At 68.5% G+C, this 14,738-nt stretch carries 17 protein-coding genes; 7 read left to right on the plus strand and 10 right to left on the minus strand.

The window, feature by feature from the left end; genetic code table 11:
- Positions 1–3 precede the first annotated feature (3 nt).
- Positions 4–711: a hypothetical protein gene (locus QHF84_RS35545; protein WP_281317963.1), complete on the minus strand. Its 708-nt coding sequence runs from the start codon at positions 709–711 to the stop codon at positions 4–6.
- Between the two features lie 141 nt (positions 712–852).
- On the opposite strand from QHF84_RS35545, the gene QHF84_RS35550 reads away from it, so the two are divergent.
- The 5 genes from QHF84_RS35550 to QHF84_RS35570 all read left to right on the plus strand — a co-directional run bounded on the left by QHF84_RS35550 (position 853) and on the right by QHF84_RS35570 (position 5,369).
- Complete coding sequence (locus QHF84_RS35550) at positions 853–2,532, plus strand: hypothetical protein (protein ID WP_281317964.1); 1,680 nt, start codon at positions 853–855, stop codon at positions 2,530–2,532.
- A 74-nt stretch (positions 2,533–2,606) separates the two neighbouring features.
- Entirely contained in the window at positions 2,607–3,593 is a 987-nt protein-coding gene (locus QHF84_RS35555) for a hypothetical protein (protein WP_281317965.1), read from the plus strand.
- A gap of 1 nt (position 3,594) precedes the next feature.
- A complete protein-coding gene (locus tag QHF84_RS35560) occupies positions 3,595–4,374 on the plus strand; it encodes a protein phosphatase 2C domain-containing protein (RefSeq protein WP_281317966.1) in 780 nt (259 codons plus the stop codon).
- Positions 4,375–4,429: 55 nt separating this feature from the next.
- A complete protein-coding gene (locus QHF84_RS35565; protein WP_281317967.1) occupies positions 4,430–4,672 on the plus strand; it encodes a hypothetical protein in 243 nt (80 codons plus the stop codon).
- Positions 4,673–4,898: 226 nt separating this feature from the next.
- A complete protein-coding gene (locus QHF84_RS35570) occupies positions 4,899–5,369 on the plus strand; it encodes a hypothetical protein (protein ID WP_281317968.1) in 471 nt (156 codons plus the stop codon).
- Positions 5,370–5,381: 12 nt separating this feature from the next.
- Here the strand turns inward: QHF84_RS35570 and QHF84_RS35575 are convergent, their stop codons facing one another.
- The 5 genes from QHF84_RS35575 to QHF84_RS35595 all read right to left on the minus strand — a co-directional run bounded on the left by QHF84_RS35575 (position 5,382) and on the right by QHF84_RS35595 (position 9,571).
- Positions 5,382–6,512 carry an alpha/beta fold hydrolase gene (locus tag QHF84_RS35575; RefSeq protein WP_281317969.1) on the minus strand — a complete coding sequence of 377 codons (1,131 nt, stop codon included), beginning with the start codon at positions 6,510–6,512 and terminating at the stop codon, positions 5,382–5,384.
- A gap of 21 nt (positions 6,513–6,533) precedes the next feature.
- Positions 6,534–7,004, minus strand: a complete 471-nt coding sequence (locus QHF84_RS35580) for a hypothetical protein (RefSeq protein ID WP_281317970.1) — start codon at positions 7,002–7,004, stop codon at positions 6,534–6,536.
- A 23-nt stretch (positions 7,005–7,027) separates the two neighbouring features.
- Positions 7,028–8,569, minus strand: coding sequence for a long-chain fatty acid--CoA ligase (locus tag QHF84_RS35585; protein WP_281317971.1), 1,542 nt, complete (start codon positions 8,567–8,569; stop codon positions 7,028–7,030).
- Between the two features lie 90 nt (positions 8,570–8,659).
- Positions 8,660–8,917 carry a hypothetical protein gene (locus tag QHF84_RS35590; protein ID WP_281317972.1) on the minus strand — a complete coding sequence of 86 codons (258 nt, stop codon included), beginning with the start codon at positions 8,915–8,917 and terminating at the stop codon, positions 8,660–8,662.
- 120 nt (positions 8,918–9,037) lie between these two features.
- Positions 9,038–9,571 (minus strand): polyhydroxyalkanoate synthesis regulator DNA-binding domain-containing protein, encoded by a 534-nt coding sequence (locus QHF84_RS35595; RefSeq protein ID WP_281317973.1) that lies wholly within the window; start codon positions 9,569–9,571, stop codon positions 9,038–9,040.
- Between the two features lie 106 nt (positions 9,572–9,677).
- Here QHF84_RS35595 and QHF84_RS35600 point away from each other — a divergent pair, with 106 nt between their 5' ends.
- Positions 9,678–11,210: a long-chain fatty acid--CoA ligase gene (locus tag QHF84_RS35600; protein ID WP_348652910.1), complete on the plus strand. Its 1,533-nt coding sequence runs from the start codon at positions 9,678–9,680 to the stop codon at positions 11,208–11,210.
- Between the two features lie 13 nt (positions 11,211–11,223).
- Here the strand turns inward: QHF84_RS35600 and QHF84_RS35605 are convergent, their stop codons facing one another.
- Entirely contained in the window at positions 11,224–11,601 is a 378-nt protein-coding gene (locus QHF84_RS35605) for a response regulator (RefSeq protein ID WP_281317975.1), read from the minus strand.
- A 418-nt stretch (positions 11,602–12,019) separates the two neighbouring features.
- On the opposite strand from QHF84_RS35605, the gene glyQ reads away from it, so the two are divergent.
- Positions 12,020–12,964 carry a glycine--tRNA ligase subunit alpha gene (glyQ, locus tag QHF84_RS35610; RefSeq protein ID WP_281317976.1) on the plus strand — a complete coding sequence of 315 codons (945 nt, stop codon included), beginning with the start codon at positions 12,020–12,022 and terminating at the stop codon, positions 12,962–12,964.
- 28 nt (positions 12,965–12,992) lie between these two features.
- Here glyQ and QHF84_RS35615 read toward each other — a convergent pair whose 3' ends face one another.
- The 3 genes from QHF84_RS35615 to QHF84_RS35625 all read right to left on the minus strand — a co-directional run.
- Positions 12,993–13,826: a Uma2 family endonuclease gene (locus tag QHF84_RS35615; RefSeq protein WP_281317977.1), complete on the minus strand. Its 834-nt coding sequence runs from the start codon at positions 13,824–13,826 to the stop codon at positions 12,993–12,995.
- A 65-nt stretch (positions 13,827–13,891) separates the two neighbouring features.
- Positions 13,892–14,452: an orotate phosphoribosyltransferase gene (gene pyrE, locus QHF84_RS35620; protein ID WP_281317978.1), complete on the minus strand. Its 561-nt coding sequence runs from the start codon at positions 14,450–14,452 to the stop codon at positions 13,892–13,894.
- Positions 14,449–14,738 (minus strand): hypothetical protein (locus tag QHF84_RS35625; RefSeq protein WP_281317979.1); only part of this gene is annotated, 290 nt, incomplete at its 5' end. The genes pyrE and QHF84_RS35625, both read right to left, overlap by 4 nt.

The following is a 14,738-nucleotide window of genomic DNA, read 5'->3' on the forward strand; positions in this document are numbered from 1 at the left end:
CGTTCATCCGGAGGCGCGCGTGTCGCGTTCGAGATCCTGGATGGCCTTGCCGAAGGCCTCCGGATCGAGCTGCCGCAAGGCGAGGAGCGCGGCGACGCGGTGCAGGCGCGCCTCCGCGAGGTCCGACCGAACGAGCGCCTCGCGCGCCGATTGCGCCTGGCCCGCGCGGATCCGCGCGGTCGCGCGCGCGAGGGCGAACGCGCCGAGCAAAAGGAGAAGCGCGCCGACGCCGAGGAGGAGCGACACGAAGAGCGCGCCATCCGGAGCGAACAGGGCCCGAAACCCTGCAATGGCGGCGAGGACGACGATGCCCACGAGCGCGACGACGGCGCCGATCGCGCCGAGCCGATCCATCCACGCCGCCCGCGCGTGCTGCCGCATGGCGATCCCGCGGTGCAGATCGGCCTCGCGATCGAGCCGGATCGCGAGCTCCGCGAGCGGGTCCTCGCCCGAGACCGTGGGCAGATCCGCCTGCGCGAGGATCTCCGGAACCTGGAACGCCGTCGGATCTTCGAGCGCGCGCAGGGCCGTGCCCGCGCCGCTCTTCACCGCCTGCGCCGCCCTGTCGGCCGCGGGCGCGACGTGCCCCTCGATCGCCGCGCCCACGCCACGCGCGATCGTCTTCGCGCGTTCCTTGATCGGCTGTGCTTTCAGCTCGACGTCTTCGACCTCGGCCACCTTGCCCCAGCCCCCGCGCTCGGCTCTCGTCATCTCTTCCATGGCTCGCGCTCGCTGCCCCACGATCGGGGCGGAAACGATACAGAAACGTCCCTCGAGTGCCAAGCGCCGCCGTTCGCAGGGGGCGAACCGCCTTGCGACGAAGGGCCCGACTTCGATAGAGTCGCGGATACCATGTGGGCACGAGCGCAATTTTCCGTTCTGCCGCGCGCCTTCGCGCTCGTGGCCGCGCTCGGGCTCGCCGGAGGCCTCGTCCAGGCCTCGGGATGCGGGCTCCGCGTCGCCGACAGCCCGACGCAGCCGCTCCCGTGTTTCAACGTGATGGACTGCCCGCCCTCGAACGATCCGTGCATCGTGTCGACCTGCTTCGAGCAGCAGTGCGTGATGGTGGCGGCCGCGCAGAACACGGTGGTGCGTGAGCAAAAAGCGGGCGATTGCCGCATGCGTGTATGCGACGGCAATGGCCACGTGATGGAGATCGACGACGGCGTCGACGTGCCGGCCGACGACGGCAACGAGTGCACGGCCGCGGCCTGTAACGAGGGCGAGGGCGTGCACGAGCCGGTCGAGGTCGGCGAGTCGTGCGGCGAACGCGGCGTGTGCAACGGCAAAGGCACGTGCGGGGCGTGTTTGCCCGGGGCCGAGCGTTGCGAGGGGAACGCGGTCGCGACGTGCAGCGAAGAGGGCGCGTGGAAAGAAGCCGCCTGCCCCGAGGGACGCCCGATCTGCAAAGGAAAGGCGTGCGTGAGGATCCGGCAAATCGCGGCCGGCGGGGCGCATACCTGCGCGCTCTTCGAGGATGGATCGGCGTCTTGCTTCGGCGCCTCGGGCGTGCGGCGGGGCGCGTATGGAGCGCCGCCGGTCCCGGGTGTCGTGGGCGCGGTCGAGCTCGCGCTCGGAGGCGCGCACGCCTGCGCGCGGCGGGCCGATGGAACCGCGCTTTGCTGGGGTCACAATGCATTCGGGCAGGTCGGCGACGGCACGACGGAAGGGCCACGCCCGCCGACCGAGGTCCTCGGCCTCGCGGGCGCGACCGCAATCGCGGCAGGCGCGGCGCATACCTGCGCGATCGTGGACGGCGGCAAGATCGTATGCTGGGGACGCGGCGATCGCGGGCAGCTCGGCGGAAAACCCGTGGGAGCCGCGGGCAAACCCCCGGCGATCGAGGTCCCCTCGCCGCTGCCTGCGTCCGCGGGCGGCGCGCCGTCGCCCGTCGCGGGCCTCTTCGGCGCCACGAAAATCGCGCTCGGCGGCCGGCACGCGTGCGCGCTCGGGCCTGGCGGCCAGGTCGCTTGCTGGGGTGAAGACGAGAGCGGCGAGCTCGGCAATTTCCGCCCGTCGTCCCCCGCCAAACCCAAACCCGGCCCGCGCCCCACGCCGCGCCTCGTCTCCGTCAAGGGCATCGAGGGGGCGAGGGCGATCGGGCTCGGCGCCGCGTTCGGCTGCGCGCTGCTCGAAGACGGCTCGGTGCGCTGCTGGGGCGACAATGCGGCGGGACAGCTCGGTGATGGAACGACGGACGCACGGGCGGAATCGGTCGTCGTCAAGGGCGTGACCGGCGCGACGGCGATCGCGCTCGGCGCCGAGCACGGATGCGCTCTGAAGGAAGGCGGCGCGGTCGTGTGCTGGGGCAAGAACGATCGGGCGGAGCTCGGCGACGGCACGACCGAGGCCCGACGTTCCCCCGCGCCCGTGCCCGGTCTCACGGGCGTGCGTGCACTTTCCGCGGGCGGCGCGCACACGTGCGTGATGCTCGAAGGCGGCGCCGTGCGATGCTGGGGCGGAAATGGCGCCGGCGAGGTCGGCGATGGCACGACCACGGATCGCGGCGCCCCCACGGCTGTGACCTGGTGACGATTTTATGACCGCTCGCGCCTATCGCGGACGGCGCGCTCGGATATACTGCCCTCGGCTCGGAGGTGAGCGACATGAAGCTTTTCTGGGGTTGCTTGAGTTTGCTTACGATCGGTCTCGCCGTTGGCTGCAGCGCGACGGGGGGCGGCAGTCAATTCGATAACGAGGGCGGCAGCTCGGGCGACGGCGGCTCGGGCGCAGGGAACCAGGGCGGCGGCGGCGGCGAGGGCGGCATCTTCAACCCGGGCTCGGGCGGCAGCGGCGGCGGCGTGCCCAGCGACGATTGCAGCGACGCGGCGAAGCTGATCTACGTGCTCTCCGACGCGAACGAGCTCTACAGCTTCGATCCGCCGGCGAAGAAGTTCACGAAGATCGGCACCCTCGGCTGCAACACCGTGATGCAGCCGAACTCGATGGCCGTCGATCGGAACGCGGTCGCCTGGGTGAACTACGTCGACTCCGACCCGTTCCTCGGGGAGGACATCGACGGCGTGATCTACAAGGTGAGCACGAAGGACGCGAGCTGTGACGCGGCGCCCACGGTGCAGCTCGTCTCGAATTGGTACCGCCTCGGAATGGGTTTTTCCACGAACGAGGGCGGAATGGGCGAGACGCTTTTCGTGACGGGCACGGGTACGATCGGCGGGACGGATAGCCCTGGGCTCGGGAAGATCAACCCGCTCTCGTTCAACGTCGAGCCGATCGCGAATTTCTCCCCTGGCACGTTCACGGGCCAGAGCGCCGAGCTCACGGGCACGGGCGACGGCCGGGTCTACGGGTATTTCACGACGTCCCCGGTGCAGGTCGGCCAGATCGACAAGGTGACCGGCGCCGTGACGAACACCAAGGCGATCTCGGGCCTCGCGACGCCCTCGGCGTGGGCCTTCTCGTTCTGGGGCGGGTCGTTTTACCTCTATGCCGCGTCGTCGCTCGCGAATTCGAACGTGACGAAGTACGACCCCGCGACGAACACCATCGACAATGCGTACATGACCGACATCGGCTTCCGGATCGTCGGGGCCGGCGTCTCCACGTGCGCGCCGCTCGAACCGCCGAAGTGACATGACGATCGGGCGCGGGGTCGAGGCCTTCGGGGTCACGCAGCGCGGAGTGCGGTTTCAAAACGACGACGCGTTCCGAATCCTCCGCGGGCCTTCCGGCCACGTGTGCGTCGTGGCGGACGGGATGGGCGGGCATGGCGCGGGGGACGTCGCCTCCGGGTTCGCCGTCTCCCTCACGACCGACCTCCTCGTCGCGCCGGGCGAAGGCTCCGCGCCCGATCGCATTCGAGCGGCCATCGCCGCGGCCAATCGCGAGATCTTCCACCGGAGCAGCACGGACCGGCGGCTCTGCGGCATGGGGTCCACGGTCGCGCTCCTCTTCCTCCCGCGCGAGGGCCAGGTCGCTCACGTCGCGCACGTGGGCAACAGCCGGGTCTACCTCTATCGAGAGGGCGCACTCCAGCGCCTCACCGAGGACCATACCTTCCGCAGTTACTTGCAGGCGAACCCGGCCGCGCTCGAGGCGTTCGTCGAGAGCGGGATGGACGCGCCGCTCGACAACATCCTCACGCGCTCGCTCGGCATCCAGGAGACCGTGGAGATCGACGTCGCGGAGGTCGAGGTTTGTCCGAACGACTTATTGCTCCTCTGCACCGACGGCCTCTGGGAGCCGGTCGGCGACGCCCGCATCGCCGAGATCCTTCGGGAGGGCGGGGACGACGTCGCGGCGACCTGCGCGAGGCTCCTCCGGGAGTGCCAAACCGTGCCAGTAACAGAGCGGACGGACGAACGGTTCAGCCAAGACGACGTGGCGTTGATCGTCGCGAGGGTGTTGACTTGAGCCCCGTCTCGGACGTAGCGTTCGCCTGGTCTCTGTCGGAGAAAGGATCCCAGGAGTGCAACAGAATCCCGGTTATGGTGGTGGCTACGCTGGCGCGCAGGCTGGCGGCGCTTCGTTCCAGGTCATGACGATCGACGCTGGCTGCGGCGGCACCGTCGAGCACAGCAAGATTTCGGACCTCGCGAACCAGATGGGTGCGCAGGGCTTCGTGCTCTCCCACGTCTTCATGGACGTGCGCAGCGCGTTCGGCCCGTTCTGCCCCAAGCGCTGTGCCGTGCTGGTCTTCAAGCGTGGCTGATCGCGCATCCCCGCGCAGGCTCGAGCTCGCGGGGGTCCCTCCGGCTGCGTTCGCGCTGAGCGAGCTCGGCCGTTATCCTTCCTTCGCTCATCATCCGACCTGCGGGCGGCACGATCATCACCTCGTCCGCCCGTTTGGCGTGCCCCTATGCCTGGGTTGCGCCTGCATGTACCCAGGGCTAGCGGTCGCGCTGATCGCCCTTTTCTTCGTTTCACCCGCGCACGACATGGCGACCGCTTTCTGGGTCGCCATGGCGGCCCTCGGCTGCGCCGTGCCGACTTTCTTTCAGCCCTTCGTCCAGCGCCGCTGGTACAAGATCCCGGCGCGCTTCGTCCTCGGCGTGGGCTTCGGCCTCGTCGTGGGCGCTGCGTGGCTCGTCCCGAACACCCTCGTGGGCTGGGCGATCCGCGCCGCGCTCGTCGCGACGACCCTCGGCCTCGGCACGGCGGCTTTGCGCCTCCGCGCCAAACGCCTCGACGACCCTTGCAAGAATTGCCCCTGGGGTGCTTTCCCGGTCTGCGCGCACAACCTGCCGGCGCTGCGTCGCATCCGGGAGCAGCAGGGGCCCGACCCGTTCGTTGATTCTCTGATCGCGGAGCTCGAGCCTCTCGCGCCCTACCCGCCTCGCCTCGGCGAGATCCCCCCGGTCCCGCGGCCGGGGCAGTTCCAGTTCCACGCCCCGCCGCCGAACCCCTGATCGAAGCTTAGATCAGGTTTCTGTCCACGGATCGGACCGCTTCGCGATCCATCCGGCGACCTTCGGCCAGATCTGCTTCGGGCCCTTGCTCGACGTGGACAAACCGATGTGCCCGACCTGGAAGCGCATGATTTCCTTATCGGTCGAGCTCACGATCGTGTTCAGGACCTCGCTCGACTTGGGGGGCGCGATCGTATCGTTCTCGGCGATGATGTTGAGCAGCGGGACCTTGATCGTCGAGAGGTCCACCGTCTGCCCGGCGACCTTCATGCGGCCCTTGCAGAAGTTGTTGTACTGGTAGCAATCCTTGATGTATTGCCGATAAATCTCGCCGGGGAACTGCACGTTGTCCGACGCCCAGTGCTCCATGCCGAGGAACGTGGTCACGAAGTCGGGGTCGTCGATCCGGCGGAAGACCTCGAGCCATTTCGTCATGCGCTGGATCGGGGCCATCGACGAGAAGCCCGTCTCCATGAGCTCGATCGGCACGTTGCCGTAGGCGTCGACGAGCGCGTCGACGTCGAAGCGGTTCGGCTTCGTCCATTCGGCGAAGACGCCGCCCTCGTGGAAGTCGACCGGCGTCGCCTGCGCCACGAAATTGCGGAGGCCCTGCGGGTGCAGCGCCGCATACGCGAGCGCCATCGTGCCGCCCATGCAGTAGCCGTACATCGTGAGGTCCTTCGCGCCGCTATGGCGGAGCGCCCACTTCACGGCGTTCTTGATGAGCACGTTGAGCACGTCGTCCCAGCCGATCCGCCGCTCGGCCGAGCCGGGCGTGCCCCAGTCGATCGCGTAGACGTCGAAGCCCTGCCCGACCATGAATTCGATGAGGCTTCTGCCGGGCAGGAAGTCGAGGATGTAATAGCGGTTGATGAGCGAATAGACGAAGAGGATCGGCGTCGCGTGCTTGCGCACCGTGGGCTCGAAGCGGAGCAGGCGCATCTTGCCGTTCGTGTAGACCACCTTGTGCGGGGTCGGCGCGAGCGGGGGCTCGCCGACGTCCGCGGCGCGGAGGATGAACGGTTTTACGTAGTGGTACGGGCTCATCGAGCCCTTCTGCGCGGCCTGCATGAGCTCGCGCGAGAGCTCGATCTGGCCCGCCACGAAGGAGCGGAGGCGCTGGCTGGTCGATTGCGTCGTCATGGTGTTTCCCGTCCTTCCTCGTCAGGAGGGGCGACCGGTCGTCGCGCTTCCGTTCGTGTTCGTCCGGCCAACCTCGACGCCCTGGCCCTCGCGGCGGCCCTTTTCGAGCGCCTCGACGACGAGCTCGAGCTGCGACGAGAGCGCCTCGATCTGGTTTTTGACGTCGCGCACCTCTTCGCGCAGATCGTCCATCTCCGTCGACGTGGGCAGGCGGAGGAGGTGGAGCCAGTTCTCCTGGGCCTCGACGTACGCTTTGCGGGTGCGCAGGGCGCGGTTCAGGACGCCGCCGACGAGGTTCAGATATCGCTCGTTGCTGCCGAGCTTGTCGAACGCCTTGGTCATGCCTTTTTCGGCGGCGACGAACGCCTTGCCCGTCGGCGTCTCCGGCCCGAGCCAGTGCCCGAGGCCCTTCACCACGCGGGTCAAGAGCTTCGGTTGTTTTCTACGCTCGGGCTGTGCCCCCGAACCCCCATTCGTGGTCTCTTTTGCCACGGCATCCCTCTCCCTCTCGCGCCTCACCGCGCGTACTTTTCCTTCAGCTCTCTCTTCAAGATCTTGCCGGCCGCCGAGATCGGCATCGCGTCCACGAAGACGACCGATTTCGGCACCTTGTATTTCGCGAGGTGATCACGGCAATGGGCCAGGATCGCCTCCTCGGTCGCGCTCTGTCCGGGCTTCAGGATCACGATGGCGCGGCCGACCTCGCCCCATTTCTCGTCCGGGACGCCGATCACCGCGACCTGCGCCACGGCCGGGTGCTCGTAGAGGACCTTTTCGATCTCGGCCGGGTAGACGTTCTCGCCGCCCGAGATGAACATGTCCTTCTTGCGATCGGCGATGTAATAGAACCCGTCCTCGTCGACGCGGGCCATGTCGCCCGTGTGGAACCAGCCCTCCGCGTCCACGGACGCCTTCGAGGCCTCGGGGTTGTTGAAATACCCCGAACACGCGCTCGGGCCCTTGAGCACGAGCTCGCCGACCTCGCCGGCGGGCAAGGGGCGGTTATCGTCGTCGACGATCCGCGCGTCGATGAAATAGTTGGGCTTGCCGATGCTGCCGGCCTTCGTCTCGGCGAATTCGGGGTCCATCGAGAAGATGCCCGGGCCGAACTCGGTCATGCCGAAGCCCTGCTTGAAGACGACGCCGTGTTTTTCCCGGTACGCGCGGATGATCGGCACGGGCAGGGGCGCGCCGCCGCTCGTCAAGAAGCGCAGCGAGGAGAGGTTCGCCGTTTCGAATCGCGGCGATTGCATCATCATCTGGTATTGCGTCGGCACGCAGAAGAGCACCGTCGCCTTCTCGCGCTCGATGAGCGAGAGCATGTCGTCGGCGGTCCATTTCCGCATGATGACCACGGTCCCGCCGAGCGTGAGCAGGGGCAGCGTGTAGACGAAGAGCGCGCCCGTGTGGAACATCGGCGTGTGCGTGAGCGTCACGTCGCCGCGCGAGAGCTCGTGGATCACGGTGTTCAGCGTGTTCCACGCGATCATCCGGTACGAGATCTTCGCGCCCTTCGGCAGGCCCGTCGTGCCGCCCGTGAAGAGCAGGCAAACGATGTCCTCGGCCTCGACGGCGTCGTTCTTCACAGGATGCGCCTCGCGCGCCTGCACCGTGGCCCCATACGGGAGGCTCCCCGCAATGCCCTCGCCGTCGAGGTGCAGCCACGTCTTGACGGACGCACATGCGGCAAGGCCTGCGATTTCGCTGATTCCGGCGCGGAAATCGTCGCCGAAGATCATCACCTTCGGCTCGGTCTGGCTCGTGAGCTCGGCGATTTCGCGCGGATGGCTGCGCCAGTTGAACGGGACGAGCACGGCGCCGAGCTTCGCGCAGGCGAAAAACGCGTCGAGGAATTCGACGCCGTTCATGGCCAGGATGCCCACGCGATCGCCCTTGCCGATCGCGGCCTCGCTCTGCAGGAAGCCGGCGAGGCGATTCGCGCGGCGGTTCATTTCGCGATACGAAAAGCGGCCCGCGTCCCCCTTCGCGACGTCGACGACGGCGAGCGATTCCGGGAAATACCGCTCGCCGCGCTCCATCCAGTCCCCGATGTACATGCTCTTTATCTCCGCTCGCCGGCGCGTTGGTTCCTGGTTTCGCCCGGACAGAACGAGTTTACGCGAGCTCGGCTTTGCTTGGAAGGCCGCTCAAAGGAAAGGCGCGCCGAACGTATCGCCCGCGCGTTCCGTCGCCTCGAGCGCCATCCGCTGCCATTCCGCGGCGACACGCGCGCCGTAGAGCACCGACGCCTGCCCGATGCGCGCCATGCCCCGGAACACCACGCCGATCTGCGCCACGCCCGCCGTCTCCAGCGCAGCGAGCTCCTCGAACACGTTCGCGAGCGCGCTCCGTCCCGAGGAGACGTCGCGGTTTTGCTGCACCTGCGAATCCACCCGTTCGCTCATCGTCTGCTCCTCACCCCTGCAGGATCGCCTTGATTTCAAGGTGATTCCCGGCTGTCGGGAGCCGAACCTAAACCCCGACTTTCCCCCTGTCAAGCGAACGTTGTTGCACTGCAACAAAGCTCAGAGCTCGCGGCGCTTCTTGCCGACGATGCGCTTGAGCTCTTCGAGCTCGCGGCGGAGCGCGGCGATCTCCTCGGCCTGCTCGTCGCGTTCGTTCGTGTCGGGCGGAGGGACCTGCTCCTCGGGCTCGGGCTCGCGCGGCTGAGACCACGGCACGTTCTTGCCGCCGCCGAGCATCGCGTTGAGGAACGGGAGCGCGCCGAGAGGGCCGATCGGAAAGACACGCGCGCCCTTCTTCGCGAGCAGGTAGATGTCGAGCGCCCAGATCACGGTGCGCTCGAAGAACTCGGCGAGCGCGTCGTCGCCCATGCGGATGAGCTGGCGCAAAAGCGGCACCGGCAAGAGGCGCGCGGCGCCGCGGCTCTCCAGGATGATCTGCGCCAGCGTCGCCTGCGTCAGGTCGCGGCCGGTCTTCGCGTCGACGACCTCCACGTCGTCGCCACGCCTGACACGCGCCTCCACCTCTTCGAGCGTGACGTAACGACTCGCCTCGGTGTCGTACAGCCTCCGGTTGCCGTACTTCTTCACGACCATGCGGACGGTCGTACACCCCGATCGTCCAGATCGCAATGGCTTGCTGCGCTGCAGCAATGCACACGAGCCATTCCAGCGCGCGCGCGGCTTTGCTACGCAGGGCGCCATGCACCTCGGCGACTGGCTCGGACGACGCGCGGCGTTAACCCCCGACAAGGTGGCGCTCCTCGACAACGGCGCAGGCGGGCGGGCCGTGACGTACCGAGCGTGGGATCGCACGGCGAACCGCACGGCGCATTTTCTGAAGGAGCGGCTCGGGGTGCGGCGCGGCGACAGGGTCGCGGCGCTCGCGATGAACGACGTCGCGATGCTCGATCTCTGGTTCGCCTGCGGCAAGCTCGGCGCGATCTTCACGCCGCTGAACTACAGGCTCACGCCGGGCGAGCTCGGTCGGTACCTCGCCGCGACGACGCCGGAGGTGCTCGTCTACGGGCCGGAGTTTTCCGCGACGACCGAGGCGATCCGACGCGAGGCGAGCTTCGTCCCGCGTGTCTTCGTGGCGATGCAGGGCGCGTCGCGGATGCGTGGGGACGACGTGGATCTCGGCGAGCGCGACGCGGCCGCCGACAGGCCGCCGCCGGCGCTCCAGATCGGCTGGGACGAACCCTGGGTGCTCTGCGGGACGGGCGGGACGACGGGCACGCCGAAGGCGGCGATGCTGACGTACCGGTCGATCACGGCGAACGCGGTGAACACGATCTCGAGCTGGGGCCTCTCATCGTCGGACGTGGCGCTGCTCAACGCGCCGCTCTTCCACACGGGCGGGCTCAACGTGTTCACGGCGCCGCTCGTGCTCGCGGGCGGCACGTCCGTGGTCTGTCGCGCCTTCGATCCGGACGAGGTGTACACGGGCGTGCGGGATCAGGGCGTCAGCGTGTTCTTTGGTGTACCAACGATGTTCCTCTCGCTGTCGCAGCATCGCCGGTTCGGCGAGGGCGAGCTCGGGAGCTTGCGCATCTGCATCAGCGGTGGCGCGCCGTGCCCCGAGCCCTTGTTCCACACGTACTGGGAGCGAGGGATCGATCTGAAGACGGGTTACGGGCTGACGGAAGCCGGGCCGAACAATTTTTGGCTGCCGCCCGGGGACGTGCGTCGCAAGGTCGGATCCGTGGGCGCGCCGCTGTTTTTCGTGGAGGCGCGGGTCGTCGACGCGGCGCGTGAGTCGGTTGCTCCGGGCGAGGTGGGCGAACTCGAAGTGCGCGGGCCGCACGTCTTCGGCGGCTACTGGGGCCGGCCCGAGGAGACGGCGAAGGTGCTCGATGATGGGTGGTTACGCACGGGCGATCTCGCGCGCTGCGACGACGAAGGGCATTTCTACATCGCGGGACGCAGCAAGGACCTGATCATCTCCGGCGGCGAGAACGTGTATCCGGCCGAGGTCGAGGCGGTGCTCGCGGGGCATCCGGCGATCGCGGAGGCGGCGCTCATCGGCGTGCCGCACGACAAATGGGGCCAGGTGGGCCGGGCAATCGTGGTGCTCGCCCCGGGCGCGTCGCCCGACGCCGAGCCGATCCTCGCGCACTGTCGCGCGCGGCTCGCGAAGTACAAGGTTCCGCAGTCGGTCGTGTTCGTCCGCGAGCTGCCGCGTACGGGCGCGGGCAAGATCGACAAAAAGGCGCTGGAAAAGCAGCACGGCTGAGCGCCGCGCGGGATCAGGCCGTGGCGCGCGGCGGGAGCGCGGCGCGCACCTGGTCGACGAGCGCGGCTTCGGGCAGGTGCTTGGGGACGGCGCCGTGCACGCCCATCACCTTCGCGAGGCGCTCGAGGGGCCCGGGCTCCATGTCGCTGCAGAGCAGGACCTTCACGCCGCCGCGGCCGAAGGCGTCGCGGATCATGCGGACGAGCAGGGGACCGTCGAGCTTCGGCATGTTGACGTCGAGCAGCACGACGTCGCAGAGCGTCTCGCGGATCGCCTGCAAGCTGCCGAAGGGGCCGCGGTGGAAACGCGCCGAAAAGCCTGCGCTCTCCAGGGTCCGCACCGCGCTGGCGCCGAAGACCGCGTCGTCGTCGATGATCAGGATGCGCGGCATCGGACCGTCCTTCCGTGGGCGTGCCCCGGCCCCGACCAAGCTGACCGACCCATGCCGACGGGCACGACCTTGCTCGGGCCGAACCACCGAGAGCCGTTCTGTGCCTCCGCCCCCAAGGTAACTAACCAAACGGGCGTCACTTGTTTGGCGCCTGGTCATTGCGGGTATCGCTCCTCCGTTGGGGCGTCAAGCGCGTTTTCCGGCCGGAATCAATGTTCTACGTTTGTACAACCTTCAACCAGCTTGTTCAATGTTTAGATCGCCCACGCGAGCGGATTCTGGCGCAATTTTCGGTTTGTGACGGTTCGTACCAAATGACTGGACAGGCGCAACGGGGGCCGTACGCCCCGGGCGCCATGGGAGGTGCGAGGTGGGCGTCGACGAGCGGTCAGGCCTGGGGTATGGCTTGCCCGTCGCCATGACGTTCCAAGACATCATCCTGACGCTCCAGCGCTTCTGGGCCGAGCGCGGCTGCCTCATCGTGCAGCCCTACAACTCCGAGGTCGGCGCAGGCACGTACAACCCCGCGACGTTCCTCCGCGCGCTCGGACCGGAGCCGTGGAACGTGGCCTTCGTGGAGCCCTCGCGCAGGCCCTCCGACGGCCGCTACGGCGAGAATCCGAACCGCGCGCAGCAGTTCCACCAGTTCCAGGTGATCCTGAAGCCGAGCCCGCTGAACATCCAGGAGCTCTACCTGGAGTCGCTGCGCGCGCTCGGCACCGACCCGCTGCAGCACGACGTGCGTTTCATCGAGGACGACTGGGAGTCGCCGACGCTCGGCGCCTGGGGCCTCGGCTGGCAGGTGTGGCTCGACGGGCAGGAGATCTCGCAGTTCACGTACTTCCAGCAGATCGGCGGCATCGACTGCAAGCCGATCTCGGGCGAGCTGACCTACGGGCTCGAGCGCATCGCGATGTACCTGCAGGACAAGGACAGCATGTACGACCTCGTGTACTCGAACACGGGGGGGCAGATCGTGCGCTACGGCGAGCTGTTCCAGCGGGCCGAGTGGGAGTGGTCGACGTACAACTTCGAAGAAGCCGACGTGGAGGAGCACTTCGCAGCGTTCGACAAGTGCGAGTCCGAGGTGAAGCGGCTGCTCTTCCGAGGCGTCGACGCGACGGCGAAGGGCGCGAAGCCGGACCCGAAGAAGGCGCTCGTGCTGCCCGCCTACGACTTCGTGGTGAAGGCGGCACACCGGTTCAACGTGCTCGATGCGCGCGGCGCGATCAGCGTGACGGAGCGGCAGAGGTTCATCGGCCGCGTGCGCGCGCTCGCGAGGCTCGTGGCCGAGAGCTACCTGGCGCAGAGGGAAGCGCTCGGGTATCCGCTGATGCCGAGGGTGGCCGAAGCGGCGGAGTGAAGCGTAGAGGGGGCGGTTGCCGAAGGGGTTACCGCCCCTTGAGCTTCTCCAGCTCGGCGAGGGCCTCGGCGAGGCGCGCCGCCATGCGTTGCTTTTCCGCCTCGGCCGCGTCCGCGCGCTCCTTCTCCGCCTCCGCTCGCTTCCGCTCCTCCGCAACCGCCGCTTCGGCTGCGAGGTGCTTCTCCACGAGCTCGTCCACCATCGCGTTCAGCCGCACGACGAGCTCGTCCGCCTCGAGCAGCGGCGCATTCCCCGCGTAGAACCGCAAACGCTCGCCCTCCAGCACGAGCTCGAGCCCGAGCACCTCCGACGCCCACCGCCCGCCCTGCGGCACGATCGGCCGATACACCCGCGCCCCTGGGCTCTCCAGCCGGTACCCCCGCAGCGACCTCTTCCGCCGGTCGAACAGAAAATACTCCGGGATGCGGAGCCGCGCGTACCGCTCCACGTTCGCCTCGAAGTCCTTCGCCCAATCGCCCCCCACGTGAACTTCGAGCACGAGATCGAGCCCCTTGCCCTCCGCGTTCACCACCCACTTCATCCGCTCGTGCGGATCGACGTCCACGACCGCGAGGAGGTCGGGCGAGAACATCGGCTCGCCCGGGTAGTACACGGCAAGGTCGCTGGAGAGGTACACACGCCGCCCCATCTTCCGGAAGAACGTGTCGAGCGCGTCGAGGGCACGATTCTTCGCCGTGCGGTGCGGATCGCCTTCGGGCTGGAAAATGCCGAGTGGAACCTCGTTCGGGAGCATGCCCACGACCCGCGCACGCTCCTCCGCGCTCATGCGCGCCCACGTCTCCTCCGAAGGCGCGCGAGGATCGTTCGGATCAACCACGTACGCGGGATCGGGCGGCGCCATATGCCTACCCTACCCGCCTCCTCCGCCACTGTCCACGGGTCGTCCCTCCCTGGACAAACGCGGGGTCACGTGTCCGGAATGAAATCCCGCCGCGTGCAGATCGAGACCACCGGCAAACCCGCCTCACGGATCGCCTCGGCCCCGCCTTCGAGCCGATCCACGATCGCCACCACGCCCACCACGCGCGCGCCTGCCGCCGTGATCTTGTCGACGGCCTTCAGCGTCGATCCGCCCGTCGTGATCACGTCCTCCAGCATCACGACCGACATCCCCGGCACGAGCGCGCGATCCCCTTCGATGAGCCGCTTCGAGCCGTGGTCCTTCGCCTCCTTGCGCACGTAGAGCGCAGGGAGCGGCCGGCCGCGGACGAAGCTCGTCAGCGAGACGGCGCTCGCGAGCGGGCAGCCGCCGAGCTCCACGCCCGCGACCGCGTCGCATCGCGGCAGGCCGTCGAGCGCGTCGAACATGAGCGCGCCGAGGAGGAAGTGCCCCTCGGCGGTCAAGGCCGTTTGCTTGCAGTCGATGAAGAAGTCGCTCTCGCGCCCGGAGGCGAGCACGACTCGTTTGCGTTCGAATGATCGTTCGCGGAGCAGCTCGACGAGCCGCTCCCGCTCGGTTTTGCTCACTTCGCGCCCTTGCCGCGCCTGATCTGCGCCTTGGCACCCTTGGGCACCGCGGGCACGACCGGAGGCGGGGGGCCGCCCGAAATTTCGGCGGGCGCGCTCTCCGGCGCCTCTTCCGCGGCAGCCGACTCGGACTCGGCGGCAGCGGCAGGCGGGGGAGGAGGCGCAGCAGGCGCCGGAGCCGGGCGCGCCGGAGCCGGGCGAACCGCAGGCGTAGGCGCGGGGCGAGCCGCAGGCGCAGGCGCGGGGCGAGCCGCGGGCGCAGGCGCGCGGGCCGGGGCCGGAGCCG

The organism is Polyangium sp. y55x31 (assembly GCF_029946505.1).
Taxonomy (GTDB): Bacteria; Myxococcota_A; Polyangia; order Polyangiales; family Polyangiaceae; genus Polyangium.

Excerpts from the sequence above, each read along its gene's own strand:
- QHF84_RS35585 (WP_281317971.1), bottom strand. The coding sequence starts at position 8,569 with ATGTACATCGGGGACTGGATGGAGCGCGGCGAGCGGTATTTCCCGGAA.
- QHF84_RS35590 (WP_281317972.1), bottom strand. The coding sequence starts at position 8,917 with ATGAGCGAACGGGTGGATTCGCAGGTGCAGCAAAACCGCGACGTCTCC.
- glyQ (WP_281317976.1), top strand. The coding sequence starts at position 12,020 with ATGACGTTCCAAGACATCATCCTGACGCTCCAGCGCTTCTGGGCCGAG.
- QHF84_RS35600 (WP_348652910.1), top strand. The coding sequence starts at position 9,678 with ATGCACCTCGGCGACTGGCTCGGACGACGCGCGGCGTTAACCCCCGAC.
- QHF84_RS35550 (WP_281317964.1), top strand. The coding sequence starts at position 853 with ATGTGGGCACGAGCGCAATTTTCCGTTCTGCCGCGCGCCTTCGCGCTC.
- QHF84_RS35575 (WP_281317969.1), bottom strand. The coding sequence starts at position 6,512 with ATGACGACGCAATCGACCAGCCAGCGCCTCCGCTCCTTCGTGGCGGGC.
- QHF84_RS35615 (WP_281317977.1), bottom strand. The coding sequence starts at position 13,826 with ATGGCGCCGCCCGATCCCGCGTACGTGGTTGATCCGAACGATCCTCGC.
- QHF84_RS35555 (WP_281317965.1), top strand. The coding sequence starts at position 2,607 with ATGAAGCTTTTCTGGGGTTGCTTGAGTTTGCTTACGATCGGTCTCGCC.
- QHF84_RS35605 (WP_281317975.1), bottom strand. The coding sequence starts at position 11,601 with ATGCCGCGCATCCTGATCATCGACGACGACGCGGTCTTCGGCGCCAGC.
- QHF84_RS35560 (WP_281317966.1), top strand. The coding sequence starts at position 3,595 with ATGACGATCGGGCGCGGGGTCGAGGCCTTCGGGGTCACGCAGCGCGGA.
- QHF84_RS35595 (WP_281317973.1), bottom strand. The coding sequence starts at position 9,571 with ATGGTCGTGAAGAAGTACGGCAACCGGAGGCTGTACGACACCGAGGCG.
- QHF84_RS35570 (WP_281317968.1), top strand. The coding sequence starts at position 4,899 with ATGGCGACCGCTTTCTGGGTCGCCATGGCGGCCCTCGGCTGCGCCGTG.
- QHF84_RS35545 (WP_281317963.1), bottom strand. The coding sequence starts at position 711 with ATGACGAGAGCCGAGCGCGGGGGCTGGGGCAAGGTGGCCGAGGTCGAA.